General features: G+C 70.9%; 22 protein-coding genes. 9 read left to right on the top strand and 13 right to left on the bottom strand.

Annotated features, from left to right (window positions below; all coding sequences use genetic code 11):
• Window positions 1-15 precede the first annotated feature (15 nt).
• The 5 genes from HHX35_RS11270 to HHX35_RS11250 form a co-directional block, all read right to left on the bottom strand.
• Window positions 16-273 carry an HPr family phosphocarrier protein gene (locus tag HHX35_RS11270; protein WP_182898765.1) on the bottom strand — a complete coding sequence of 86 codons (258 nt, stop codon included), beginning with the start codon at window positions 271-273 and terminating at the stop codon, window positions 16-18.
• 24 nt (window positions 274-297) lie between these two features.
• Window positions 298-933 carry an HAD family phosphatase gene (locus tag HHX35_RS11265; protein ID WP_139573335.1) on the bottom strand — a complete coding sequence of 212 codons (636 nt, stop codon included), beginning with the start codon at window positions 931-933 and terminating at the stop codon, window positions 298-300.
• A 10-nt stretch (window positions 934-943) separates the two neighbouring features.
• The gene (locus HHX35_RS11260) at window positions 944-1,390 is read right to left on the bottom strand and encodes a PTS glucose transporter subunit IIA (protein WP_139573336.1); all 447 of its coding nucleotides are present in this window, start codon (window positions 1,388-1,390) and stop codon (window positions 944-946) included.
• 81 nt (window positions 1,391-1,471) lie between these two features.
• Window positions 1,472-1,708, bottom strand: a complete 237-nt coding sequence (locus tag HHX35_RS11255) for a glucose PTS transporter subunit EIIB (protein WP_030509331.1) — start codon at window positions 1,706-1,708, stop codon at window positions 1,472-1,474.
• Window positions 1,709-1,740: 32 nt separating this feature from the next.
• A complete protein-coding gene (locus tag HHX35_RS11250; protein WP_182898764.1) occupies window positions 1,741-2,775 on the bottom strand; it encodes an SIS domain-containing protein in 1,035 nt (344 codons plus the stop codon).
• Between the two features lie 153 nt (window positions 2,776-2,928).
• On the opposite strand from HHX35_RS11250, the gene HHX35_RS11245 reads away from it, so the two are divergent.
• From HHX35_RS11245 to HHX35_RS11235, 3 genes are all read left to right on the top strand, one after another.
• Window positions 2,929-3,669 carry a GntR family transcriptional regulator gene (locus HHX35_RS11245; protein WP_142562894.1) on the top strand — a complete coding sequence of 247 codons (741 nt, stop codon included), beginning with the start codon at window positions 2,929-2,931 and terminating at the stop codon, window positions 3,667-3,669.
• A 28-nt stretch (window positions 3,670-3,697) separates the two neighbouring features.
• On the top strand, window positions 3,698-5,065 hold the full coding sequence (locus HHX35_RS11240; RefSeq protein WP_182898763.1) for a PTS transporter subunit EIIC: 1,368 nt from the start codon (window positions 3,698-3,700) through the stop codon (window positions 5,063-5,065).
• A 265-nt stretch (window positions 5,066-5,330) separates the two neighbouring features.
• Window positions 5,331-5,783: an Rv3235 family protein gene (locus HHX35_RS11235; RefSeq protein ID WP_182898762.1), complete on the top strand. Its 453-nt coding sequence runs from the start codon at window positions 5,331-5,333 to the stop codon at window positions 5,781-5,783.
• A gap of 65 nt (window positions 5,784-5,848) precedes the next feature.
• Here HHX35_RS11235 and secA read toward each other — a convergent pair whose 3' ends face one another.
• Window positions 5,849-8,650 (bottom strand): preprotein translocase subunit SecA, encoded by a 2,802-nt coding sequence (secA, locus tag HHX35_RS11230; RefSeq protein WP_182898761.1) that lies wholly within the window; start codon window positions 8,648-8,650, stop codon window positions 5,849-5,851.
• 218 nt (window positions 8,651-8,868) lie between these two features.
• Here secA and HHX35_RS11225 point away from each other — a divergent pair, with 218 nt between their 5' ends.
• On the top strand, window positions 8,869-9,141 hold the full coding sequence (locus HHX35_RS11225) for an HGxxPAAW family protein (RefSeq protein WP_139573342.1): 273 nt from the start codon (window positions 8,869-8,871) through the stop codon (window positions 9,139-9,141).
• A 70-nt stretch (window positions 9,142-9,211) separates the two neighbouring features.
• Window positions 9,212-10,432, top strand: a complete 1,221-nt coding sequence (locus tag HHX35_RS11220; protein WP_310739021.1) for a DNA glycosylase AlkZ-like family protein — start codon at window positions 9,212-9,214, stop codon at window positions 10,430-10,432.
• Here HHX35_RS11220 and HHX35_RS11215 read toward each other — a convergent pair.
• From HHX35_RS11215 to mtrA, 7 genes are all read right to left on the bottom strand, one after another.
• The gene (locus HHX35_RS11215) at window positions 10,425-11,129 is read right to left on the bottom strand and encodes a response regulator transcription factor (RefSeq protein ID WP_182898760.1); all 705 of its coding nucleotides are present in this window, start codon (window positions 11,127-11,129) and stop codon (window positions 10,425-10,427) included. The two genes, HHX35_RS11220 and HHX35_RS11215, sit on opposite strands and share 8 nt — an antisense overlap.
• Window positions 11,130-11,397: 268 nt before the next feature.
• Complete coding sequence (locus tag HHX35_RS11210) at window positions 11,398-11,625, bottom strand: hypothetical protein (RefSeq protein ID WP_182898759.1); 228 nt, start codon at window positions 11,623-11,625, stop codon at window positions 11,398-11,400.
• A gap of 626 nt (window positions 11,626-12,251) precedes the next feature.
• Window positions 12,252-12,917, bottom strand: a complete 666-nt coding sequence (gene hpf / locus HHX35_RS11205) for a ribosome hibernation-promoting factor, HPF/YfiA family (RefSeq protein ID WP_182898758.1) — start codon at window positions 12,915-12,917, stop codon at window positions 12,252-12,254.
• A gap of 526 nt (window positions 12,918-13,443) precedes the next feature.
• Entirely contained in the window at window positions 13,444-14,166 is a 723-nt protein-coding gene (locus tag HHX35_RS11200; protein WP_182898757.1) for a ComF family protein, read from the bottom strand.
• A gap of 74 nt (window positions 14,167-14,240) precedes the next feature.
• Window positions 14,241-16,022: an LpqB family beta-propeller domain-containing protein gene (locus HHX35_RS11195; protein ID WP_182898756.1), complete on the bottom strand. Its 1,782-nt coding sequence runs from the start codon at window positions 16,020-16,022 to the stop codon at window positions 14,241-14,243.
• Complete coding sequence (mtrB, locus tag HHX35_RS11190) at window positions 15,997-17,736, bottom strand: MtrAB system histidine kinase MtrB (RefSeq protein ID WP_182898755.1); 1,740 nt, start codon at window positions 17,734-17,736, stop codon at window positions 15,997-15,999. Before mtrB ends, HHX35_RS11195 begins: the two co-directional genes overlap by 26 nt.
• Window positions 17,737-17,752: 16 nt before the next feature.
• Window positions 17,753-18,430: an MtrAB system response regulator MtrA gene (gene mtrA, locus HHX35_RS11185; RefSeq protein ID WP_030509347.1), complete on the bottom strand. Its 678-nt coding sequence runs from the start codon at window positions 18,428-18,430 to the stop codon at window positions 17,753-17,755.
• A 282-nt stretch (window positions 18,431-18,712) separates the two neighbouring features.
• On the opposite strand from mtrA, the gene HHX35_RS11180 reads away from it, so the two are divergent.
• From HHX35_RS11180 to HHX35_RS11165, 4 genes are read left to right on the top strand one after another with little or no spacing between them, the layout of a single operon-like run.
• Window positions 18,713-20,062 (top strand): glycerophosphoryl diester phosphodiesterase membrane domain-containing protein, encoded by a 1,350-nt coding sequence (locus HHX35_RS11180; RefSeq protein WP_182898754.1) that lies wholly within the window; start codon window positions 18,713-18,715, stop codon window positions 20,060-20,062.
• Window positions 20,059-20,697: a DUF4129 domain-containing protein gene (locus HHX35_RS11175; protein ID WP_310739020.1), complete on the top strand. Its 639-nt coding sequence runs from the start codon at window positions 20,059-20,061 to the stop codon at window positions 20,695-20,697. Before HHX35_RS11180 ends, HHX35_RS11175 begins: the two co-directional genes overlap by 4 nt.
• Window positions 20,694-21,851 carry a DUF4350 domain-containing protein gene (locus HHX35_RS11170; protein ID WP_182898753.1) on the top strand — a complete coding sequence of 386 codons (1,158 nt, stop codon included), beginning with the start codon at window positions 20,694-20,696 and terminating at the stop codon, window positions 21,849-21,851. The genes HHX35_RS11175 and HHX35_RS11170 overlap by 4 nt, the downstream gene beginning before the upstream one ends.
• Window positions 21,848-22,813 carry a MoxR family ATPase gene (locus tag HHX35_RS11165; protein ID WP_182898752.1) on the top strand — a complete coding sequence of 322 codons (966 nt, stop codon included), beginning with the start codon at window positions 21,848-21,850 and terminating at the stop codon, window positions 22,811-22,813. Before HHX35_RS11170 ends, HHX35_RS11165 begins: the two co-directional genes overlap by 4 nt.
• Window positions 22,814-22,818: the final 5 nt, after the last annotated feature.

Genomic DNA, 22,818 nt, shown 5'->3' with positions numbered 1-22,818 from the left:
GTCCGTCCAATGGCGTCAGGAGGCCGAGGCGATCTGGGCGAGCTCGTCGAGCAGCTCTTCTGCGCCGTCGCCCTCCGCGCTGATGACGATCGACTCGCCCTGCCGTACGTCGAGCGCCAGCACCGACAGGATGCTCTTCGCGCTCACCGGCGAACCGCCCGCCTTCGCGATGGTGACGTCGTAGGGCGCCTTCGCCGCGGTCTGCACGAACGTCGCCGCCGGGCGGGCGTGCAGCCCGACCTCGGACGCGACGCTTACTGTGCGTTCGGCCACGTTTCCTCCTCCTGCGGCGGTGGTCTAGACCGCCGGTAGTTCCGTCAAAGGCCAGTCAATACCCGACATATCGGGTATTACCAGATCCGCGTGTGACAGTTCATCCGGATGATGTGTGGTGGCCACCGCAACGCACGTCATACCCGCGGCCCGGGCCGCCGCTATCCCGGCGAGCGAGTCCTCGAACACCACACACGTGGCCGGGTCCACCGCGAGCAGGTCGGCCGCCATGAGGTAGCCGGCCGGATCCGGCTTCCCCACGGTCACGTCCTCGGCCGAGACGATGGTCCGTACCACCTCCACGACGCCGATCTCGGTGAGCCGCTCCACCGCCCACCACCGCTGGGCCGAGGTGACCAGGGCCAGCGGAGCTCCCTGCTCCGCGACCCGGGACACCAGCTCCGCCGCCCCCGGGACCGGCACGATGTCGGGCAGGTCCGGATGGTCATAGTAGGAGCGGATCTCCTCCATCACGACCTCCGGATCCAGGCCGGGCAGCACCTCGGGGACGACGTCCACCCCGCGGCGGCCCATGACGCGCCGCAACAGGGTCTCGTCGTACGTGATGCCGCGGTCGTCCAGGAACATCCGCCACAGGGCGCGGCTGCGGACCTCGGTGTTGACCAGGGTGCCGTCGAGGTCGAAGAGCGCGGCCTCCATCACCTGAGCATCACGACCACTCGAAGAGCGGGTCACCCGCGCTCACGCGGCCCTCGGCGACCTCGCCGACCGACCCGGCCACGGCGTCGAGCGCCACCACCGGGCAGACCGGCGAGCGCCCGCCGGCCTCGACCGCCGCGGGGTCCCAGGCCACGACGGGCTGCCCGGCGCCGACGCGATCCCCCTCCGCCGCGAGCAGGCGGAAGCCGTCGCCCTTGAGTTGCACGGTGTCGATACCGAGATGCACCAGCACGCCCCTGCCGTCGTCCCCCACCACGACGTACGCGTGCGGGTGCAGCTTCACGATCGTGCCGCTGATCGGGGCCAGGGCCTCGACGGGCTGCCGGAGGGGGTCGATCGCGGTTCCCGGGCCGACCATCGCCTGCGAGAACACCGGGTCCGGCACGGCGGCCAGGCCGATGGCCGCCCCCGCGACCGGGGCGAGAACAGTCGTCAATGAAGAGCCCTTCCCTGAGATCCGGGCAGGCGTCGCCACAGGTCCGCCCGAAACCGGCGGACCCGCGACGATCTCCCGGATTCAGCCGATGATGTCCTCGATGTCGCTGGCGATGGTGTCGGCCTCGGGGCCCACCACGACCTGGACGACGTTGCCCGCCGCCATCACTCCGTGGGCGCCGGCCGCCTTGAGCGCGGCCTGGTCCACCTTCGAGGCGTCGTGCACCTCGGTGCGCAGCCGCGTGATGCACGGCTCCACTTCGATGATGTTGTCGGCGCCACCGAGCCCGGCGATGATCGCCTCGGCGTCTGCAGCCATGGGGGTCCTCCTGTTGTTCGGCCGGTCTGTCGTCAGTCGGTCTGCGTGACCTTTTTCAGACCGCGGGGGGAATCGGGGTCGATACCGAGCCTGCGCGCGAGCGCCTCGGTGAGCAACTGCCCGGGGACGATGAGTCCCAGCGGAGCCACCCACTCGGGCAGGTCCGGACCGTTGAGGGCGGCGGTCGATGCGGCGGCGAGCCGTTCGCCGCCCCCGACGCCGAAGGCGGCGGCGCCCGCGCCGGTGACCCGCTCGGCCAGCGCGACCGTGCCCGCCAGCGTCGGGCCCTGCCCCGCCGCCACCAGGATCGCCGGGGTCTCGGCGTCCACGACCGCGATCGGGCCGTGCAGCAGGTCGGCGTACGACAGGCCCATGGCGTGCAGGTAGCACGCCTCCTTGAGCTTGAGCGCCAGCTCGAGCGCGGTCGAGAACGCCAGGCCGCGGCCGGACACGACGACGCCGGGCTTGTCGGCCAGGCCCTCGACCACGGCGTCCAGGTCGCCGGGGTCGGAGATCAGCTTCTCCACCGCGTCCGGCACCCGGCGCAGGTCGTCGGGGTCCACGTCGGCGCCGAGGCCGATCGCGAGCACGGCCAGCGCGGCGAGCTGGGTCGTGTAGGTCTTCGTGGCCGGGACGGCCTTCTCCTCGCCGGCGAGCGTGCACAGCGCGAGGTCGGCGGCCTGGGCCAGCGGCGACTCCTCGCCGCCGTTGGTGATCGCGACGGTCTTCGCACCGCAGTCCTTCGCCCACTGGAGGGTCTCGACGATCTCCTCCGTACGGCCGGACTGGGACAGGCCCACGGCCAGCACCCCGTCGAGGTCGAGCCTGCGGCGGTAGGTGGTGGCGACGGAGGGGGCGCCCATCGCGGCCATGCGGCCCGCCCGCGCCTCGATCAGATAGCGGCCGTAGACCGCCGCGTTGTCCGAGGTCCCGCGGGCGACGAACAGCAGGTGGCGGGTGTCCCGCGCGACCGCCTCGACGTCGCCGGTCCTCGGCAGGAGGGCGTCCAGCGTCGCCCGAATCGCCGCGGGCTGTTCGGCGATCTCACCGCGCATCCTGGTCGTCATCGATGATCATCCTCTGCTTGGCGAGATTTGTCCGTTATCGATCCGTCGCCGGCCCATACATTGACACACATTTCCCGGCTGTGGTCTAGTCCGGACTAGACCAGTAAGAACCTTAACTTATTCGGACGATCCAGAGCGAGAGGGGAGGGATCAGTGGCCCAGATCGATCCGGACAGCCCGGTGCCCAAGTACTTCCAGCTACGGGAGATCCTGCTCGACCTCATCGAGAGCAACGAGCTGCCGATCGGCGCGGCGATCCCCTCCGAACGCGACCTCAGCCAGCGCTTCGACCTGTCTCGTATGACGGTACGGCAGGCCGTCGACCACCTGGTGTCCGAGGGCCGGTTGCACCGGGTCCCGGGCAAGGGAACGTTCGTGGCCCGCCCGAAGATCGAGCTGGCACTCCAACTCACCTCCTTCACGGACGACATGCGGGCGCGCGGCATGGAGCCGGGCTCCCGCGACCTGGACCGGCGGGTGGTCCGGGCCAGTGCCCACCTCGCACGGCAGCTCGGTATCCAGCCGGGAGACGCCGTCCACTTCATCGAGCGGCTGCGCACGGCGGACGGGGAACCGCTGAGCATCGAGCGCGCCCACATCCCGGTCGCGCTCGCACCCGATCTCGATGCCTACGACCTGACCGGACGATCCCTGTACGCCCTGCTCGAGTCGCGCTACGGGCTCGTGATGGACGCCGGGGAGCTGACCATCGACGGCGGCCTCGCCGATCCGAGCGACGCCGACCTGCTCAAACTGCCCCGGGGCGGAGCCGTGCTGCTGCTGCAGCGCCGGTCCTTCGCCGGCGGGGTGTGCGCCGAACTCGGCGTCTCCACCTATCGCGCCGACCGCTACCAGCTCCGGACGCTCCTCGGAGCCCCGGCCAGACGCCTCTAGTAGTCCCCCCATCCTGGAGGAACACCCGATGAGTTCCACCTCCGCCGACGCGGGCCTGCCCGCCGCACCCTCTGGCCAGAACGCGGTGCTGACCGCACTGTCCCGCATCGGCCGCTCCCTGATGCTCCCGATCGCGGCGCTGCCCGCCGCGGCCCTCCTTCTCCGGTTCGGCCAGAACGACATGCTGGGCTCCAACGGCTCCGCTCCGGGCGGCCTGGCCGACGTCGCCGGATTCCATTGGATGGCCAATGTCGCGAAGGTCCTCGCGAACGCCGGCGATGCCATCTTCAGCGCCTTGCCGCTGCTGTTCGCGGTGGGCGTCGCGGTCGGCTTCGCCCGGCGGGCCGACGGCTCGACCGCCCTGGCGGCCGTGGTCGGCTACCTCGTCTGGGACCGGGTCACCCACCTGATGTTCTTCGACGCCGCGGCGGACTCGGCCGTGCACAAGAAGGTGGCCCAGACGCTCGTGGGGGCGGACGGCAAACCGTCGGAAGCGCTCAACCTGGCGTCGGCCAACCCGACCGGAGTGCTCGGCGGCATCCTCATGGGCCTCATCGCCGCGATCCTGTGGCAGCGGTACTACCGGACGAAGCTGCCCGCCTACCTGGCCTTCTTCGGCGGCCGCCGCTTCGTGCCGATCCTCACCGCGCTGGCCGGGCTGATCCTCGGCGTCGTCTTCGGCCTGGTCTGGCAGCCGATCGGGCAGGGCCTGAGCAACTTCGGCGACTGGCTGGTCGACCACTCCACGCTCGGCGCGGGCATCTACGGCGTCGTCAACCGCGGTCTCATCCCCTTCGGTCTGCACCACTTCGTCAACTCGATCGTGTGGTTCACCGTGCCGGAGTGCACCGTCGGCGCCACTCACGCGGCGGGCGACCTGAACTGCTACTTCGCCGGTCAGGACGGCTCCGGCGCGTTCATGGCGGGTTTCTTCCCCGTCATGATGTTCGGCCTGCCGGCCGCCGCGATCGCCATGTGGCGGGCAGCCCCGCCGCACCGCCGCGCCACCGTCGGCGGCATCATGCTCTCCTCCGCCCTGATCTCCTTCTTCACCGGCATCACCGAGCCGATCGAGTTCGCGTTCATCTTCGTGGCCCCGATCCTGTTCGCGGCGCACGCGCTGCTCACCGGCGTCTCGATGGCCCTGGTCGCGGCTCTCGGCGGACGGCTCGGCTTCGGGTTCTCGGCCGGCGCGATCGACGCCGGTTTGAATGCCTCCAAGGACAACACGCACAACTTCTGGCTGATCATGCTGATCGGCGTCGTCTACTTCGTCCTCTACTACCTGATCTTCAGCTTCCTCATCAAGAAGCTGAACATCATGACGCCCGGTCGCGAACCCGAGCCCGACGTGGACTCCGGGGAAAGCGCCGACACGGCGCGTGCCCGCGCCTGACGCGTCAGGTCCCCTCTCAGGGAGCAGGGGCGCCCGGTGATCCCGGGCGCCCCTGTTGTGTTTCCCGCCATTGCGGATGCCGCTAATCGCCGATCAACCCGTGCTCAAATCCGAGGCGGCCCCGCCAACCCGGAGGAATCTTCCCGGACGAACGGCGGCACAAAGGCTCGCGACTCGGCAAAGTTGGCGTTTCCCCGTATCAGAGCGGATGACCGCAACCTCTATTAAGCGTCAGCTTCACGGCGCATGAGAGCGGAGTCCCCCGATGCCCAAGCCCGTCCCCCTGCCACGGCTCGCGTCCGTCCCCCCGGCCGATCCTCCCTACGACGAGCGCGACGGCGGCGGCCACGTCACGCGTCCCGGCACGTACGGCGCGCTCGCTCTGGCTCCCATTCCGCGGCGTGCGGGCACGCCCATGGACGAGCGCCGCCTGCGGGGGCTCGGCCAGGCGCTCGCGGAGATCCTGGCGGGCCGCAGGCCACCGGAGACCGTCCAGGACCGGCTGACCGAGCGGGCCTACCGCGAGCTGGTCCGGGCCGGGAAGATGATCGACGCCGAGCGGCCGCCCCTGACGGGCCTCCCCCACGTGCAACGGCCCCGCGACGGGGTGATCGAGATGTGCCTGCTCGTCCACTGCGGGCCGCGCAGCCGCGTGCTCGCCGTACGGCTGGAGCGGCAGGGCGTGCAGTGGCTGGTCACCGACTTCGAGACCGCGTGACCAGGCCCCGCATGACGCGAAGGACCCCGCCGGGCACGGCCCGGCGGGGTCCTTCTCAGGTCACGTCACGCCTGCTGGTTGCGCGGGTCGCCGTGGCAGCGCTTGTACTTCTTGCCCGAGCCGCAGGGGCAGGGCGCGTTGCGCTCGGTGTCGCCGTACGCGGCGCGCTGCTCGGGGGTCGACCGCACCCGGTTGACCTCCACGTCGCCGCTCTCGCCCGGCGCGGTGTAGACCATCTCGGTCGGCCGCGACGGCTGCCGCAGCGCGCGGGCGATGATCGAGCCGGTCTCGGAGAGCGCCGTGTCCTCCTCGGCGTTCTCCTCGACGATCGGGTTGGCCTGCACCTCGACCTCGAGGTTGAACAGGTAGCCGACCGACTCCTCCTTGATGCCGTCGAGCATCGCGGAGAACATCTCGTAGCCCTCGCGCTGGTACTCGATCAGCGGGTCCTTCTGGGCATAGGCGCGCATGCCGATGCCCTCCTGGAGGTAGTCCATCTCGTAGAGGTGCTCGCGCCACTTGCGGTCGAGCACCGAGAGGATGACCCGGCGCTCCAGCTCGCGCGTCGCCTCGGAGCCGAGCTGCTCCTCGCGGCGGTCGTAGGCCGCGAGCGCGTCCTCCTTGACCTTCTCGGCGATGAGGTCCGCCGTCAGCTCCTCCCGGTCGCCGCCGGCCTGCTCGATGAGCTCGTCGACGGTGAAGGAGATCGGGTAGAGCTGGCCGAACGCCTTCCACAGCTTCTCGAGGTCCCACTCCTCGGCGAAGCCCTCGGCGGTGGCGCCCTTGACGTAGTCGTCGATGACGTCGGTGACGAAGCCGCGGACCTGCTCGTGCAGGTCGGCGCCCTCCAGCACCCGCCGCCGCTCGGCGTAGATCACCGTGCGCTGGCGGTTCATCACCTCATCGTACTTCAGGACGTTCTTGCGGATCTCGAAGTTCTGCTGCTCGACCTGGTGCTGCGCGGAGGCGATGGCCTTGGAGACCATGCCCGACTCGATCGGCACGTCGTCCGGGATGTTGAGCCGCGTCATGATCATCTCGACCCTGGCCGAGTTGAACAGCCGCATGAGGTCGTCCTCGAGCGAGAGGTAGAAGCGCGACTCGCCCGGGTCGCCCTGACGGCCGGAACGACCGCGGAGCTGGTTGTCGATGCGCCGCGACTCGTGCCGCTCGGTGCCCAGCACGTAGAGCCCGCCGAGCTCGGTGACCTCCTCGTGCTCGGCCTTGACGGCCTCCTTGGCCTTCTCCAGCGCCTCGGGCCAGGCCTTCTCGTACTCCTCCGGAGTCTCGGACGGCGACAGGCCGCGCTGCTGAAGCTCCAGGTCGGCACGGAACTCGGGGTTGCCGCCGAGCATGATGTCGGTGCCTCGACCGGCCATGTTGGTCGCCACCGTGACCGCGCCCTTACGGCCCGCCTCGGCGACGATCGTGGCCTCACGAGCGTGGTTCTTGGCGTTCAGCACCTCGTGCTGCACGCCCCGGCGCTTGAGCATCCGCGACAGCTTCTCGGACTTCTCGACGCTGGTGGTGCCGACGAGGACCGGCTGGCCCTTCTCGTAGCGTTCCTTGATGTCCTCGACGCACGCCTGGAACTTGGCGTCCTCGGTCTTGTAGACGACGTCGGCCTGGTCCTTGCGGACCATCGGCCGGTTGGTCGGGATCGGGACGACGCCCAGCTTGTACGTCTGGTGGAACTCGTTCGCCTCGGTGGCGGCCGTACCGGTCATGCCGGCGAGCTTCTCGTAGAGGCGGAAGTAGTTCTGCAGGGTGATCGTGGCGAGAGTCTGGTTCTCGTCCTTGATCTTCACGCCTTCCTTGGCCTCGATGGCCTGGTGCATGCCCTCGTTGTAACGACGGCCGTGCAGGACGCGCCCGGTGAACTCGTCGACGATCAGGACCTCGCCCTCGACGACGATGTAGTCCTTGTCCTTCTTGAACAGTTCCTTGGCCTTGAGGGCGTTGTTGAGGAACTGCACGAGGTGGGTGTGCTCGGGCTTGTAGAGATTGTCGATGCCGAGCCAGTCCTCGACCTTCTCCACGCCCGCCTCGAGGATGCCGACGGTGCGCTTCTTCTCGTCGACGACGTAGTCGCCGGTGCTCTCCTCGCCGTCCTTGCCCTCGGTGCCGCGCCGCAGCCTCGGCACGATCTTGGCGAACTCCTGGTACCACTTGCCCGACTGCTCGCCCGGGCCGGAGATGATGAGCGGGGTCCTGGCCTCGTCGATCAGGATCGAGTCGACCTCGTCCACGATGGCGAAGTTGTGACCGCGCTGGACGCACTCCTCGATCGACCACGCCATGTTGTCGCGGAGGTAGTCGAAGCCGAACTCGTTGTTCGTGCCGTACGTGATGTCGGCGTTGTACTGCTTGCGGCGCTCCTCCGGCGGCATGTTGGCCAGGATGACCCCGACCTCCAGGCCGAGGAAGCGGTGGACGCGGCCCATGGTCTCGGCGTCGCGCTTGGCCAGGTAGTCGTTGACCGTGACGACGTGGACGCCCTTGCCCGAGATCGCGTTGAGGTAGGCGGGAAGCGTACAGGTGAGCGTCTTGCCCTCACCGGTGCGCATCTCGGAGATGTTGCCCATGTGCAGGTTGGCGCCACCCATGAGCTGCACGTCGAAGTGACGCTGCCCGAGGACCCTGCGGGCGGCCTCACGGACGGTCGCGAACGCCTCCGGCAGCAGGTCGTCGAGGGACTCGCCCTCGGTGTGACGCTGCTTGTACTCGGCGGTCAGCGCGCGGAGCTCGGCGTCGGACAGGCTCTTGAAGTCCTCTTCGATGGAGTTGACCTGCTCGGCGATGCGCTTGAGCTTCCGCAGAGTCTTGCCTTCGCCGGCGCGAAGGATCTTGTCGAGAATGGCTGGCACTTTTAGTAAAGCTCCTCGCAGGTCTACCCCGGTTGATGGCCGAGGTGTGAGGACGAGACATACTTCCCCGCTAGCCATCGTAGGCGGTTCCCGTACCAGACACACCCACCTGCAATCGACGGAGCGCCGCGGCACAATCGCATAACTCATAGGGGCAAACCGCCCCCAAGGTTCCCCCGATGTTCCGACCACCTCCGCCATCAGGTAGAAAACGGGGTATGGCACAGAGCGGACACCAGGGCAGCCACGCGGGAAGCGCCAAATCTTGGCTTGCCGTCATCATCATCCTCATCGGCTTCACGGTCGGGGGTGTGGCGCTGACCCTCGGCCCGAACTGGCTCTTCGTCTGGATCGGCGTGGGCATCTGCGCGGTCGGCGGGCTGCTCGCGCTCGCGTTCGACATCTTCTCGGACGTGATCGTGGACGCACCCCGGGAGATGTCGGTCCAGGAGCACCACTCGCCGTTCGAGCACCGGTCCATCACCTCCTGAGGCCCCTTCCAGGCCCGCACCCGAACCGCCGTAAGCGTTTTGTCGGTCACGGCGTCTAGCATCTCTGGCTGTGACCGACCTGACCGCCGACGAGGCCCGCAGGATCATCCTCCGGGCCCAGGGTTTCCTCGGCGCCACCGCCCGCGGCGGCGGCGTCCCCGCCATGCTGCGGCGCGTCGGCGCCGTCCAGCTCGACACCATCTCCGTCCTCGCCCGCTCCCACGAGCTCGTCGCGTACGCGCGCCTCGGGCCGGTCGGCCGCTCCGTGGTCGAGCGGGCCTACTGGGACGCCCCCGCCCGTGCGTTCGAGTACTGGTGCCACGCCGCCTGCGTCCTGCCCATCGAGCAGTGGCCGCTGTACGCCTTCCGCCGCCGCGCGTACCGGGAGCGGCGCTACCGCTGGCACGAGGTGCCGCCCGTGGTCGACAAGGTCCTGGAGCAGGTGCGCTCGGACGGCCCCCTCACCACGGCCGACATCGGCGGGGCCAAGAACGGAGGCCCGTGGTGGGACTGGTCGGACACCAAGATCGCCATCGAGTTCCTGCTCGACATCGGTGAGGTCGTCTGCACCCGCCGCGTCGGCTGGCGGCGCGTCTACGAGCTCGCCGAGCGCGCGGTCCCGGCGGACCTGCTCGCCCAGGACCTGTCCGACGACGAGTGCGTGACCCGGCTGACCACGATCGCCGGGCGGTCGCTCGGCGTGGCGACCAGGGCCGACCTGGTCGACTTCACCCGCGTCAAGGGCCGGCACGCCGCCATGCTCGACGAGGCGCTGCTGACTGGCGCAGCCGGCCTCGTGCCCGTACGCGTGTCGGGCTGGCCCGCGCGGCGCGGCGCGGACCCGGACGGCCCGAACGCCTGGGCGGACCCCGACGCGCTGGAGAGCGAGCCGCGCGGACGGCATCGCACCACACCGCTGTCGCCGTTCGACTCGCTCATCTGGGAGCGGGCGCGGGCCGAGCGCGTGTTCGGCCTCAACCACCGCCTGGAGGCGTACGTCCCGAAGGACAAGCGGGTGCACGGCTACTTCGCGATGCCGGTGCTCGCGGGCGGGCGAATCATCGGCAGGGTCGACCCGGCCCGCGAGGGCGCCACGCTGGTCGCGCGGCAGGTCGGTTTCGAGCCGGGCAGCGGCCGGGCCAGGGCCGTGGAGGCGATGAGCGACGCCCTGTGGGAGGCCGCGAGCTGGGTCGGCTGCACCGACGTGCGGGTGGAGCGGGTCGGTGCACCGGACCTGGAGGCCCCGCTACGCGCCGCGGTGGCCCGCGGCCCTCGCGCGCCGATCAGGTGATCTCCAGCAGCCGCTCGCGCACGGCGTAGACCACGGCCTCCATGCGCGAGTGGAGCTGGAGCTTCTCCAGGATGTTGCGGACGTGGTTCTTCACCGTGTTCTCGGAGATGAACAGGTCCTTGGCGATCTCGCGGTTGTTCATGCCCTTCGCGACGAGGCGCAGGACCTCCATCTCCCGGTCGGTCAGGCGGGGGACAGGGAGCTGGGGGGGCCGCTCGGCCTCCTTGCGGCTCATGTTCGCGAACTCGCTGATCAGCTTGGCCGCCATGGCGGGGTTGATGAGCGACTGGCCCTCGTGGACGCCGCGCACGGCGTCGGGCACCTCGTCGATCTGGACGTCCTTGAGCAGATAACCGGTCGCACCCGCCTTGATCGCTTCGAAGAGGTCCTCCTCCTCGTCGCTGACCGTGAGCATGATGATCCGGGTGCTCGGCACCGACTCCTTGATCTTGCGAGTCGCGCCGATGCCGTCCAGCTTCGGCATGCGGACGTCCATCAGGACCACGTCCGGCATCAGCCGGTCCGCGAGCTCGACGGCCTCCCGGCCGTCGCTCGCCTCGCCTACCACCTCGATGTCCGCCTCCGCGGCCAGCGCGAGCTCCAGGCTGCGGCGGATCAGCGCGTGATCGTCGACGATCAGCACACGGATCGGCTCGCTTCGACCGGCTGCTCGGGCCGCCTCGTCGGGTCGGGTCACGGAACCTCCTTGCGGGGGTCAAGGACGCTGTCGCTCCGCCCGGCGAACCGTGGCGGTCAGCGCGCTGATCGCCATCATGGCACGGTTCCGGAACCGGTGCGGATCTTCGTTGAGGCGTTACTACCCCCGGCACCAGGACATACCTGGGCGAACAACATCTGATGCGGCACGCGCCCTACCTCCTCACGATAGGTGCCCGCACCCCCCGATTCACGCGCTCCGCTTCGATGCCGCAGGCCTGTGTCCGGCGTCGTACGGCCTGGCTCCGTCAAAGGGCGCCGTACCGGGAGAGCACGTCCGAGACAACGGGACCCACCGGGCTCATCTGACGGAGGACCTCTCTCAGCAGATCCTCCGGAGACAGCGGCTGCGGGATCCCCGGCGTGAGCGGCATCCGATCCATCAATGCGCCGACCGGCTGAAGCACCTTGTCGATAGCCTCGGCTAAATCCTCATGTTCATGTGCCAACCTGATCAAATCATCACGCAGCGACATCCCCGTTATTCCATCCGATCGAGTCGGGCGGTATAAGAATATTTCCACGTTGTGTAAAGACGAGCCAGGTTCTTGTCTCGTGGACCCGGAACGGGTGGTCGACGCCGACGAACTAAAGCAGCTGGCCAAGCTGCTCACCGACAAACGACAACTCGCGGAGCAGTACTACACACGGGCATGCCGGCTTGTGGGACAGGCCCAGGCCACCCCGCTGGCGGCCATGCCGCGGTGGGCCGGGGACACCGCCACTGAACTGGGCAACCGCGCCGCGATCGTCCACGCTGGAGAAAAGGACGGAGACCCATTCGGCGCGTTGTCGGCATTCGGCCTCAGCACCGCGATCGGCACAGTCTCCGGCCAGGACAGAAAGCAGCTCAAAAAAGGATCTGAAATCAGTCATCGATCGCAGTGCGACAGCCCGTCCGGAACAACTGGGCGGCATCAGCGTAGGGGTGGGAGACTCCCCGGTCGGCATCGACATCGGCGGCGACACGGAATGTGTGAAGAACCCCCGCGAGTAGCCTGACCTCAGTTTCCCTGATCCTGTCGCCAGGGGCCTATGAACGGGTCATGCGAGACGTGGGCCGGGCCTCGCTGGCGAGGTCCGGCCCACGTAGGGCGAGGTTCTAGCTCTCCACGAGCCTGAGGACTCCGTAGTCGTAGCCGCGGCGCCGGTAGACGACGCTCGGCTGGCCCCCTTCCTTGTCGCGGAAGAGGTAGAAGTCGTGACCCACGAGCTCCATTTCCAGGAGCGCCTGGTCGATCGTTATGGGGTCGGCCTTGTGGAACTTCTCGCGTACGATCAGCGGTCCTTCGCCGTCCATCTCGATGGGCACGATGGGCTCGGAACTCTCGGTCCGCCCTCCGGCGGTCTCCGCCGGGATCTCGGCGACCGGCTCCGGCTCTTCCCGGATGGTCGTGACCACCCCCTGCGCGTTCTCCGTGACCGCGGTGAGCTCCGCCATCGAGGGAGGGCAGCTCTTCCCGTGATGGATCTTGCGGCGATCGGCGAGCCGCCTCAGCCGCTCCTCCAGCTTGCCGATGGCGATGTCCAGCGCCGAGAACCGGTCGTCCGCGCAGGCCTCCGCGCGGATGGCGGGGCCCCGCGAGTGGATTGTCAGCTCCACCCGTTCACGTTGCCCGCTCTGCCGGTGGTTGGGTTCCTTTGAGACCTCTACGTCGACCTGGATGAGCTTGTTGTTGAGCTTCTGGATCCTGGCCAGCTTGGACGTCACTTGATCGCGGAACCGGTCACCCACAGTGGTGTGCCGTCCCTTGACGATGATTTCCACGCAAAGCCCCCCTTCGCACATCGACGGTGGTGCACGAGCTCCTGGACACCCGTCCGGCCGACCTGGTCTTCGTCCCCACATCCGCCTGCTGAGGGGTTCGCAGCTCACTCGCCACTACTGCCCTTCTCCTCTTACGGGGGACATCTGGACCCCCGGGAGGGCAGGACTTACCTCTAAGCCGCACCGTGATCGGTCGACCAAGAGTCGCCTTACGTGGGCCGTTTAGCCTGCGGCTGGCATCGGCTAGCCAGGCCGGACCCCGCGAGGGAGTCGGCCCGGCGCAACCACGGACCCGGACGGGTGCCATGTCTGAACGCTAGTCGCTACCGCCTCGAATGTCAGCCAGGAGATCGGCTAAACGATCACTTTGCGTGATCCCGGTTGCCGTCTCGCCGTCGGAAAATTCGTGGTCATATTCTGGGAATCCCCGCAACCGCGACATCCACACCTGCATTGAGCAGGCAAGTCGCCGCGAAGTCGGCAGGCGGTCGCTCCCCGGCGGCAAGCCCCGCGCTTACCCAAGTCTTTACCGTCCGTGATAATCACCAATCGGACGTCTCCGGCGTGTCGCCGCGATGGTCACCGCCGCGGACGGCTCCGCGCCCGCCGCGCGCAACGCCCTGGCCGCCTCCGCCAGCGTCGTCCCCGTCGTGACGACGTCGTCCACCAGGACCACGGCGACGGCCCCCAGACCGCGGCCAGAGGGCCGTGGCCGCGCCGCCGGGCCCGGCACGACCTCGAACGCCCCGGACAGGTTGACGGCCCGCTCCGCCGATCCCAGCCCCGCCTGGTCGGCCACGCGCCGGCCCTGCCGCAGCAGGGGCGCGACGGCGGCGGGCCGGCCTCGCCGGCACAGCTCGCGGGCCGCCGCCGCGGTGACGGCCCGGACGGGGTCGTGCCCACGGCGGCGGGAGGCGGCCCGCGCGCTCGGAACCGGCACCAGCCACACCTCGCGGCGGACTCCCCCGCCCGCCGCCCACGCGGCCACACAGGCGCTCACGGCGGCCGCCAGGACCGGCACCAGGGCCGTTCGGCCGCGTTCCTTGCAGGCGAGGATCATCCGGCGGGCCGCGCCGTCGTAGGCGGTCGCCGACCAGCAGTCCGGCAGCCCCGGAGGCGGCGGGTCCGGCGGCCGGGGAGCAGGCTCCCGCAGCAACTCGGCCGTACAGGACGGGCAGGCCGGAGCGCCCGGAGCGCCGCATCCGGCGCAGCGGGGCGGAAGGATCAGATCGAGCAGGGCGGGCGGCACGCCCTCAGCATGCCGTCCGCCACCGACAGTTCACCGTCGGTCACCCCGCGTCGCTTCCGGTCGCTCCGGCCGGCTCAGCCGAGGGGATAGACGGGGTTGGTGGAGCCGTTGTCGGCGCGCGGGGTCCAGGCGTGCTTGTCCACGCTGTAGGTGAGCACCTGGCCCTCGTCGGCCGCCGCGAGGACGTGGTCGGGGACGGCGGCGATCGACTTGATCTTCGAGTCGAGCTTGATGGGGCCGTCGTTGGGGACGACGCCCTCCATCACCGACCAGGTGGCGAGCTCCTGGCCGCTGCTGCCTTCGGACAGCACGAGCAGATCGGCGGCGTCCTGCCAGGCGATGTCCTTGATCTTGCGCGCGTCGCGCGGCTCGATGAGCGTCCGTACGGACTCGATCCGCGTCTGCTGGCCGTTGCGGACGATCGTGCCGATCTTCACGGAGGTGCCGAGGCCGTCGTCGGTGATCGCGGCGATCCGGGCCCCGTCGCGGGAGACCCGCAGCTCCAGGATCCGCCCGTACGACAGCTCGTCGTCGATGTCCACACGGCGGGCCCGGCCGTTCTCCGCCGTCCAGACCCGGCTCTCGTGCGGGTTCACCCTCTCGGCCGACCAGACGGCCCCGTAGCGGTCCCAGGAGGGCGGGCTCATGTCCCCGCCCGCGGTCCATCGCTGCCACTGGCTGCCGGGGGTCATCGGGGCGACGTAGACGCCGTCGCCGTTGACCAGGGCGGCCACGAGGGGCGGGAAGTCGGCGGTGTTGGAGACGGCCGGCTGGGAGAACTTCCCGGCCTGCTCGCCGGCCGCGCCCGGCACCGGCGCGCCGTCGCCCTTCTCCTTGAACTGCAGCAGCCTGCCGCCCTGCATGTAGTACGCCTGCAGGGAGCCGGTCAGCACGTTCGGGTCGTAGCGGGCGTAGTCGGCGGGCCGGAACCGCATCCCGGACTCGCCGTTCACGCGGATCTCGACGGTCCGGCCGGTGACCAGTTCGCCGAGCGTCCACACGAGCTGGGCCTTCAGCGCGTCGAGGCGGTCGGTGGGCACCGACTCCAGCTCCGCGGAGAAGTCGAGCACGACCGTGTCACCCTCGACGCTGATCCGGTTGAGCTGGGTGCCCGGCGGGAACGCGCTGCTCACCGCGTTCTTGATGGACGAGGTCGGCCCGGCGAGCAGGCGGCGGACCAGTGTCTCGGGCACGCCCCTGCCGGGTTCGATCGGCACCCACACCCGGTCGGCCACGAGGCCGGTCTCCCGGGTCGCGGGCGGGTAGTACAGGTCCACCTTCCGGTACGCACGCCACAGGTCGTCGTACGACAGCAGGCGGGCGTCGGGCGGCACGTCGATCCGCCACTCGCCGTTCTGCTTCACCAGCGTGAACGGCTCGACGAGGTTGCCCGCGGCCGGGGTGGACCTGCCCTCCGGGTCGATCGTGGCGACCGCCGTGCCCTTCAGCGTCACCGTCGTCCGCGTGGCCTCCTGGAGGTCCTGCGCACGGTCCGACTCGATCTTGCCCTCGTAGATGCGGGTCTGCCGCCACGGGTTCCAGCGCTTGGCCGCGCCCTGGGTGAGGTACTCCCTGGCGATGGCGAGCTCGGGGTCGTCGAAGGCCGCCATGGCGGCCTGGAAGCCCTTCACGATGTCCTCGGGCTGGGCGCCCTTCTTGGGCGGGGTCGCGATGAGGCGCACGTACGGCTGGCTGAGCGTGTCCTTTCCGTGGTCCTCCTGTGCGGGGCGGGGGCTGCCGCTCGTGGGCACGGTGGCGCACCCGGCCCCGCCGGAGACCAGGACGAGCGCCGCGCCCGCGGCGGCGGTGAGACGGCGGGCGCCGAACCGCTCACTCCGCATCGAAGGCACCCGCATCCACGTTCTCCCGCACCCTTGGCGCCGTCTCGGCCGGCGCCGGGGTCAGGACCGGTGTGGCATGGCCGCGCCACGTGCGCCGCATCTCGACCTCCGGCGGCACGAGCGGCAGCGGCGACCCGCGCAGCGGGGTCCCCGCCACGCGCGGCAGCGACAGGCGGAACTGGCTGCCCTCCCCCGGCGCGCCCCACGCCTGGAGCCAGCCGCCGTGCAGCATGGCGTCCTCCCGCGAGATCGCCAGGCCGAGTCCGGTGCCGCCGATGGTCCGGGCGCGCGAGGGGTCGGCCCGCCAGAAGCGGTCGAACACCATCGTCTCCTCGCCCGGCTTGAGGCCGACCCCGTGGTCGCGTACGGCCACGGCAACCGCGTCGCGGTCGGCGCCGAGCGTGACGACGATGTCCTTGCCCTCGCCGTGCTCGATGGCGTTGAAGAGCAGGTTGCGCAGGATGCGCTCGACCCTGCGGCTGTCCACCTCGGCCATGCACGGCTCGTTGGGCAGGCGCAGCTCGAAGCGGGTGGCCTGGCGCTCGGCGAGCGTCTCGGAGTCGCCCACCGCGCGCAGGACCACGTCGCGCATGTCGACGGGGTCCAGGTCGAGGGTGGCCGCCCCCGCGTCGTAGCGACTGATCTCCAGCAGGTCGGCGAGCATCGACTCGAAGCGCTCGAGCTGGTTCTGCATGAGCTCGGCGGCCCGCGCGGATGCGGCGTCGAAGTCCTCGCGGCCCTCGTACAGCAGGTCGGCGGCCATGCGGACGGTCGTCAGCGGCGTGCGCAGCTCGTGGGAGACGTCGGAGACGAACTGCCGCTGCACCTGGGAGAGCTCCTCCAGCTGGTGGATCTTCACGGCGAGGTTGGACGCCATCTCGTTGAACGAGGTCGCCAGGCGGGCGAGGTCGTCCTCCCCGCGCACCTTGAGCCGCTCCTCCAGCCGGCCGGCGGCGAGCCGCTCCGCCGCCTGGCGCGCGAGCCGTACGGGCGTGACCACCTGCCGGGTGACCAGCGAGGCGACGCCGGCGAGCAGCAGCACGAGCGCGGCTCCCGCGCCGAAGACCATCTGCTGGACCGTGAGCAGCGTCTTCTCCTCGTCGCCGAGCGGGAAGACGTGGTAGATCTCGTAGGAGCCGTTCACCCGGGCACCGACCACCAGGCCGGTCTCGGGCTGCTTGGCGCCGATGTACCTGATCGTCGCGATTTCCTTGTAGAGCGTCTGCTCCTCGGTGCTCTGGACCTTCGCCCGCAGGGATTCGGGGATGCTCGTCCAGTCGACCTGCCCGGACGCCCGGCCCTCGCCGACCGAGCCCTCGTTGAAGACGACGACGTCGTAGCGGCCACCGGAGCGGTCGGTCAGCGCCTTGGCCGCCGCGTCGACGGGGTTCATCGTCTGCCCCGGAGCCGTGGCGTCCTGGGCGATGTCGGTCACGTCCGTGGGCTGCGTGAGGTAGCCGCTCGCGGTCGCGACGTTCGCCCGCGACTCCTCGACCGCGGCCACCTCGCTGGAGGTCAGCACCGAGGCGCTGATCGACTGCATGAGGAAGACCCCGAGGACGACCACGACGGCCATCGACAGCACCAGCGTGCTGGTGACGACGCGAAGCTGGAGCGAGCGCCGCCAGGCGTGCCGCAGCCGGCCCGCGAGGCGGCGCGCGCGTCTGCGGACCCCACGGGCGATCTGGCCCGGGGTCCGGCGACGGGGTTTCCTCGCGGGGACCGGCATGTCGGTGACGTGCGGCTTACGCCGGGCCGGCCTTGTAGCCCACGCCCCGGACCGTGACGACGATCTCCGGGTGCTCGGGGTCCTTCTCGATCTTCGCGCGCAGGCGCTGGACGTGCACGTTCACCAGGCGGGTGTCGGCGGCGTGCCGGTAGCCCCAGACCTGCTCGAGCAGCACCTCGCGGGTGAAGACCTGGCGGGGCTTGCGGGCCAGCGCGACCAGCAGGTCGAACTCGAGCGGCGTGAGGTTGATGGTCTCCTCGCCGCGCTTGACCGAGTGACCGGCCACGTCGATGGTGATGTCGCCGATCTGCAGGATCTCGGGCGTGGGCTCGTCGGTGCGGCGCAGGCGGGCGCGCACGCGGGCGACGAGCTCCTTGGGCTTGAACGGCTTGACGATGTAGTCGTCCGCGCCGGACTCCAGGCCGAGCACCACGTCGATGGTGTCGCTCTTGGCCGTGAGCATCACGATCGGGACCCCGGACTCGGCGCGGATGCGGCGGCAGACGTCGATGCCGTCGGCGCCGGGGAGCATCAGGTCGAGCAGGACGAGGTCCGGCCGGGTGTCCCTGAAGGCGTCGAGCGCCTTGTCGCCATCGGACACGAACGACGGCTCAAAGCCCTCCCCGCGCAAGACGATGCCGAGCATCTCGGCGAGAGCGGCGTCGTCGTCGACGACCAGCACGCGTCCTTTCATGGCCCCTCATTCGTACGCGTTTGGGAGATTTGGGCGTTTGTCACAGTTTCCCCCGCAGGCTACCGTGGCCACCGCTTTGGTGTTACACGACCACGACAGAGGTTGGAGTTTAGGCGCAGCAGACGAAGCGCGCGATTATCTGACCAGATGCGGTCACACCGGCGGGAATCCCGTGGTGCGGTCACGTTCCAAGTGTGCGCCCGCACCCCCCGTTTCGGCCATCCCTCCGAGCCCTCCTCTACGACCGCGCGGCGCGCGCGTACATCATGCCAGGATTGGGACATGACAGACGGCCCCGGCTCCACCCCCGACATGCCCTCCGGCTGGGCGGCCGAGCAACCTCCCCCATACGGCGGGGCCGCCGGGGCAGCCGGATCCTCCTGGGCCTCCCCTGGCGCGGGCGCGCCGCAGGGCGCGAACCCGTCCGCTCCCCACCCGTCCGCCCCGCATCAGTCCGCTTCGTATCCGTCTGCTCCGTACCCGTCTGCTCCGTACGCGCCTTATGCGGGCGGGCAGTACGCGTACCGGGCGCCGGACGCGCCGCGGCCGGGCATCATCCCGCTGCGCCCGTTGACGCTCGGCGACATCCTCGACGGCACGATCAAGCTGATCCGCTCGAACCCCAAGGCCACGCTCGGCCTGTCGGCGATCGTGGCGGCGGTGACCGGAATCCCGGCCGCGATCGGGCAGGCCATCTCCTTCAGCTCGCTCGGCGATCTCCTGGCCGACCCGTACGCCGCCGACACGGCGAACGTGCCGGTCGCCGGCGTGGCCGCGCAGTACATCGGCGCGATCATCAGCTACGTCATGACGTTCGTCGGCACCACCATCCTCACGGGCGTCCTCACCCGGGTGCTGGGCCGCGCGGTGTTCGGCGGGCGCATCACGGTGGGCGAGGCGTGGCGGCTGGCGCGGCCGCGGGTGCCCGCGCTGTTCGGGCTGGTGCTGCTGCAGGCGCTCATCCTCCTGCTGCCGCTGCTGGCGCTCGTCGCGGTGCTCGTGAGCCTCGCGGCGGCCAACGCGTTCGACGGCACGGGGAGCACCGGCGCGGGGGTCGCGGTCCTCGTCGTTCTGCTGTTCTTCGTGGCCTACATCCCTTACCTGCTGTTCTTCTACACACGCCTCTCGCTGTCGGCCCCCGCCATCGTGCTGGAGGGCCGCGGGGTCACCGACGCCATGAGCCGGTCGTGGCGGCTGGTGAAGGGCGACAGCTGGCGGGTGCTCGGCATCCTGCTGCTCACCGCCATACTCGCGGCCATCATCAGCGGCGTGCTGGCGATCCCGTTCACGTTCGGCGGCTCGCTCCTCGGGATGCTGAGCGGCGGCACCGCCGCCGGGACCACGATCGCGGCGCTCCTCCTGGCGGTCGGCCAGGTCCTCGCCTCCATGATCGCCTACCCCTTCCAGGCGGGCGTGGCCGGGCTGCTGTACGCCGACCGGCGGATGCGGGCCGAGGCGTTCGACCTCGTGCTGCAGACGGCGGCGGCGCAGAACCAGTCGCAGGGCTGGGTCCACGGCGGGGTCGACGACCTGTGGCACCCGAGCTACGCCGCCGGGACGGGGCAGCCCTCCGGGCCCGGCCACGGGGCTCCGCCGTACGGGCCGCACGGCCCGTACGGACCGCAGGCGTGACGACCGTGCGGGCGGCGGCGCTGCTCGCCTCGCCGGTCGACGTCGGCCGCGACCAGGCCGCCCGGGAGGCCGCGCGCGAGCTGTCCGGGGCGGGTTACCAGCACGAGCCGCTGTTCGACCGGCTGCAGCGGGAGATCTCCCAGTTCCTCGGCGACCTCATGAGCGGCGGCGGGACGGGCGGGGGCGGCGTGACCTCGCTCGTCGTGATCGCCGTCGTCCTCGCCGTCCTGGCCGTGCTGCTCTTATGGGCCCTGCGCCGCTTCTCCGGCGGCCGGCGCGCGGAGAGCGGCGCGGTGTTCGGGCGGCGTGAGCGGACGGCCGCCGAGCATCGCGCCGAGGCCGAGCGCCTGGCGGCCGAGGGCGGCTGGGCCGGGGCCATCCAGGAGCGGCTGCGCGCGATCGCCCGCGAGCTGGAGGAACGCGCGATCGTCACCCCGATGCCGGGCCGTACCGCCGTGGAACTCGCCGAGGTCGCCGGGCAGGCGCTGCCGCCCCACGCGGCGGACCTGCGCGCGGCGGCACGTCTGTTCGACGACGTGACCTACGGCGCGGCGGGCGGCACCCGGGAGGGCTACCTGACGCTCACCGCCCTGGACGAGCGCCTGCGGTCGGCCCGTACGGGCGTGACCGCGTGACCGCCACGACGTCGGGGCGCGCGCGGCAGATCGCCTGGGTCACGTTGCTGGTGGTGCTCGTGCTGGTCACGGCGGTGCTGCCCCTGCTGCTGACGGGGGGACAGTCCGGCGGCCGCACCCTCGATCCCGCCGACACCTCGCTGAACGGCAGCGGCGCACTCGCCCGGCTGCTGGAGGCGCACGGGGTGGAGGTGGTCCGGGTGGAGACCCCCGGCGCGGCGGTGGCCGCCGCGGGGCCGCAGACCCTGCTGCTGGTCACCGAGGCGAGCTTCCTGAACCGCGACGCCGCCCGCCGCATCGCCGAGGCCCCGGGCGACCGGCTCGTGGCGGGGTCCGTGCCACACCTCGACGTGCTCGCCTCCGGCGTACGCAGGCAGGGCCCTGTGCGCGCCCGGTCACGGGCCCCGGAGTGCGCGCTGCGGGAGGCGGTGCGGGCAGGCGACGCCTACACCGGCGGCATGTCCTTCGCCGGGCCGCCGGGGGCCACGGGCTGCTACCCGGCCGGCGACGGGCACGCCCTGGTCCGCTACACCGCGGACGGGCACACGGTGACCGTGCTGGGCGACGCGTCGTTCATGACCAACCTGCGCCTCGCGGAGGACGGCAACGCGGCGCTCGCGCTGAACCTGGCCGGGGCGCGGCCGAAACTCGTCTGGCTCGCCGAGCCCGAAGACCCCGACGAGGCGGGCGAGGCGGGCGACCCCGGCGCCGGGGCGGAGGGGCAGGCCCGCTCGCTCGGCGACCTCATGCCCGGCGGCGTGAGGTGGGCGGTCCTCCAGCTCGCCGTCGCGGTGGCCCTGGCCGCCCTGTGGCGCGGACGCAGGCTCGGGCCCGTCGTGGTCGAGCGCCTGCCCGTGGTCGTGCGGGCCGCGGAGACCGCGGAGGGGCGCGGACGCCTGTACCGGTCCCGCCGGGCCAGGGACCGGGCCGCCCTCGCGTTGCGGGCCGCGGCGGCCGACCGGCTCGCCCCCCGCCTCGGGCTGCCGCGCACCGCGACCGCGGAGGAGGTCGCCGTCGCCGCGGCCGCGCGCGCCGGCCGCGACCCGGAGCCGGTGCTGGCGCTGCTGTGCGGCCCGCCGCCCGGGGACGACACCGCGCTGGTGACCCTGGCAGCCCACCTGGACACACTCGAAAGGCAGGTACGAGATTCGTGACCACACCTGAATCGAACGCGGACGCCGCCCGCGAGGCGCTCGCGGCGCTGCGGGCGGAGGTGGCCAAGGCGGTCGTGGGCCAGGACCCGGTCGTCACCGGCCTGGTCATCGCGCTGCTGTGCCGGGGTCACGTGCTGCTCGAAGGCGTGCCCGGCGTGGCCAAGACCCTGCTCGTACGCACTCTGTCGGCCACGCTCGCGCTGGACTTCAAGCGGGTGCAGTTCACCCCCGACCTGATGCCGGGCGACGTCACGGGGTCGCTGGTCTACGACGCCAGGACGGCGGAGTTCGAGTTCCGCGAGGGGCCGGTCTTCACCAACCTGCTGCTCGCCGACGAGATCAACCGCACGCCGCCGAAGACCCAGGCCGCCCTGCTTGAGGCCATGGAGGAACGGCAGGTCAGCGTCGAGGGCACGGCCCGCGCGCTGCCGGATCCCTTCATCGTCGTGGCGACGCAGAACCCCGTCGAGTACGAGGGCACCTACCAGCTCCCCGAGGCGCAGCTCGACCGGTTCCTGCTCAAGCTGACCGTGCCGCTGCCGCCGCGCGAGCAGGAGATCGCCGTCCTCGAACGGCACGCGCTCGGCTTCGACCCGCGCGACCTGACGGAGATCAAGTCTGTGGCGTCCGCGGCCGACCTCGCGGCGGGACGCCGGGCGGTCGCGCAGGTCCACGCGAGCGCCGAGGTCCTCGGCTACATCGTGGACGTCGCACGGGCCACCCGGCAGTCGCCCTCGCTCCAGCTCGGCGTCTCGCCCCGAGGGGCCACCGCGTTGCTGGCCGCCGCACGGGCGTGGGCGTGGCTGTCGGGACGGTCGTACGTGACGCCGGACGACGTGAAGGCCCTGGCCCGGCCCGCCCTGCGCCACCGCGTGGGGCTGCGCCCGGAGGCCGAGCTGGAGGGCGCCACCCCGGACGGCATCCTGGAGGGCATCCTGGCCGCCGTCCCCGTTCCCCGGTGAGGGCG

The sequence above is a fragment of the Microbispora sp. H10830 genome, from assembly GCF_014161375.1.
GTDB classification, from domain to species: Bacteria; Actinomycetota; Actinomycetes; order Streptosporangiales; family Streptosporangiaceae; genus Microbispora; species Microbispora catharanthi.
Note: the sequence above shows the minus strand (reverse complement) of the source record. Positions and strands in the feature narration are given on the sequence as shown.

Excerpts from the sequence above, each read along its gene's own strand:
- HHX35_RS11265 (WP_139573335.1), bottom strand. The coding sequence starts at position 933 with ATGGAGGCCGCGCTCTTCGACCTCGACGGCACCCTGGTCAACACCGAG.
- HHX35_RS11255 (WP_030509331.1), bottom strand. The coding sequence starts at position 1,708 with ATGGCTGCAGACGCCGAGGCGATCATCGCCGGGCTCGGTGGCGCCGAC.
- HHX35_RS11250 (WP_182898764.1), bottom strand. The coding sequence starts at position 2,775 with ATGACGACCAGGATGCGCGGTGAGATCGCCGAACAGCCCGCGGCGATT.
- HHX35_RS11240 (WP_182898763.1), top strand. The coding sequence starts at position 3,698 with ATGAGTTCCACCTCCGCCGACGCGGGCCTGCCCGCCGCACCCTCTGGC.
- HHX35_RS11235 (WP_182898762.1), top strand. The coding sequence starts at position 5,331 with ATGCCCAAGCCCGTCCCCCTGCCACGGCTCGCGTCCGTCCCCCCGGCC.
- HHX35_RS11225 (WP_139573342.1), top strand. The coding sequence starts at position 8,869 with ATGGCACAGAGCGGACACCAGGGCAGCCACGCGGGAAGCGCCAAATCT.
- HHX35_RS11210 (WP_182898759.1), bottom strand. The coding sequence starts at position 11,625 with ATGTCGCTGCGTGATGATTTGATCAGGTTGGCACATGAACATGAGGAT.
- HHX35_RS11195 (WP_182898756.1), bottom strand. The coding sequence starts at position 16,022 with ATGCGGGTGCCTTCGATGCGGAGTGAGCGGTTCGGCGCCCGCCGTCTC.
- mtrB (WP_182898755.1), bottom strand. The coding sequence starts at position 17,736 with ATGCCGGTCCCCGCGAGGAAACCCCGTCGCCGGACCCCGGGCCAGATC.
- mtrA (WP_030509347.1), bottom strand. The coding sequence starts at position 18,430 with ATGAAAGGACGCGTGCTGGTCGTCGACGACGACGCCGCTCTCGCCGAG.
- HHX35_RS11180 (WP_182898754.1), top strand. The coding sequence starts at position 18,713 with ATGACAGACGGCCCCGGCTCCACCCCCGACATGCCCTCCGGCTGGGCG.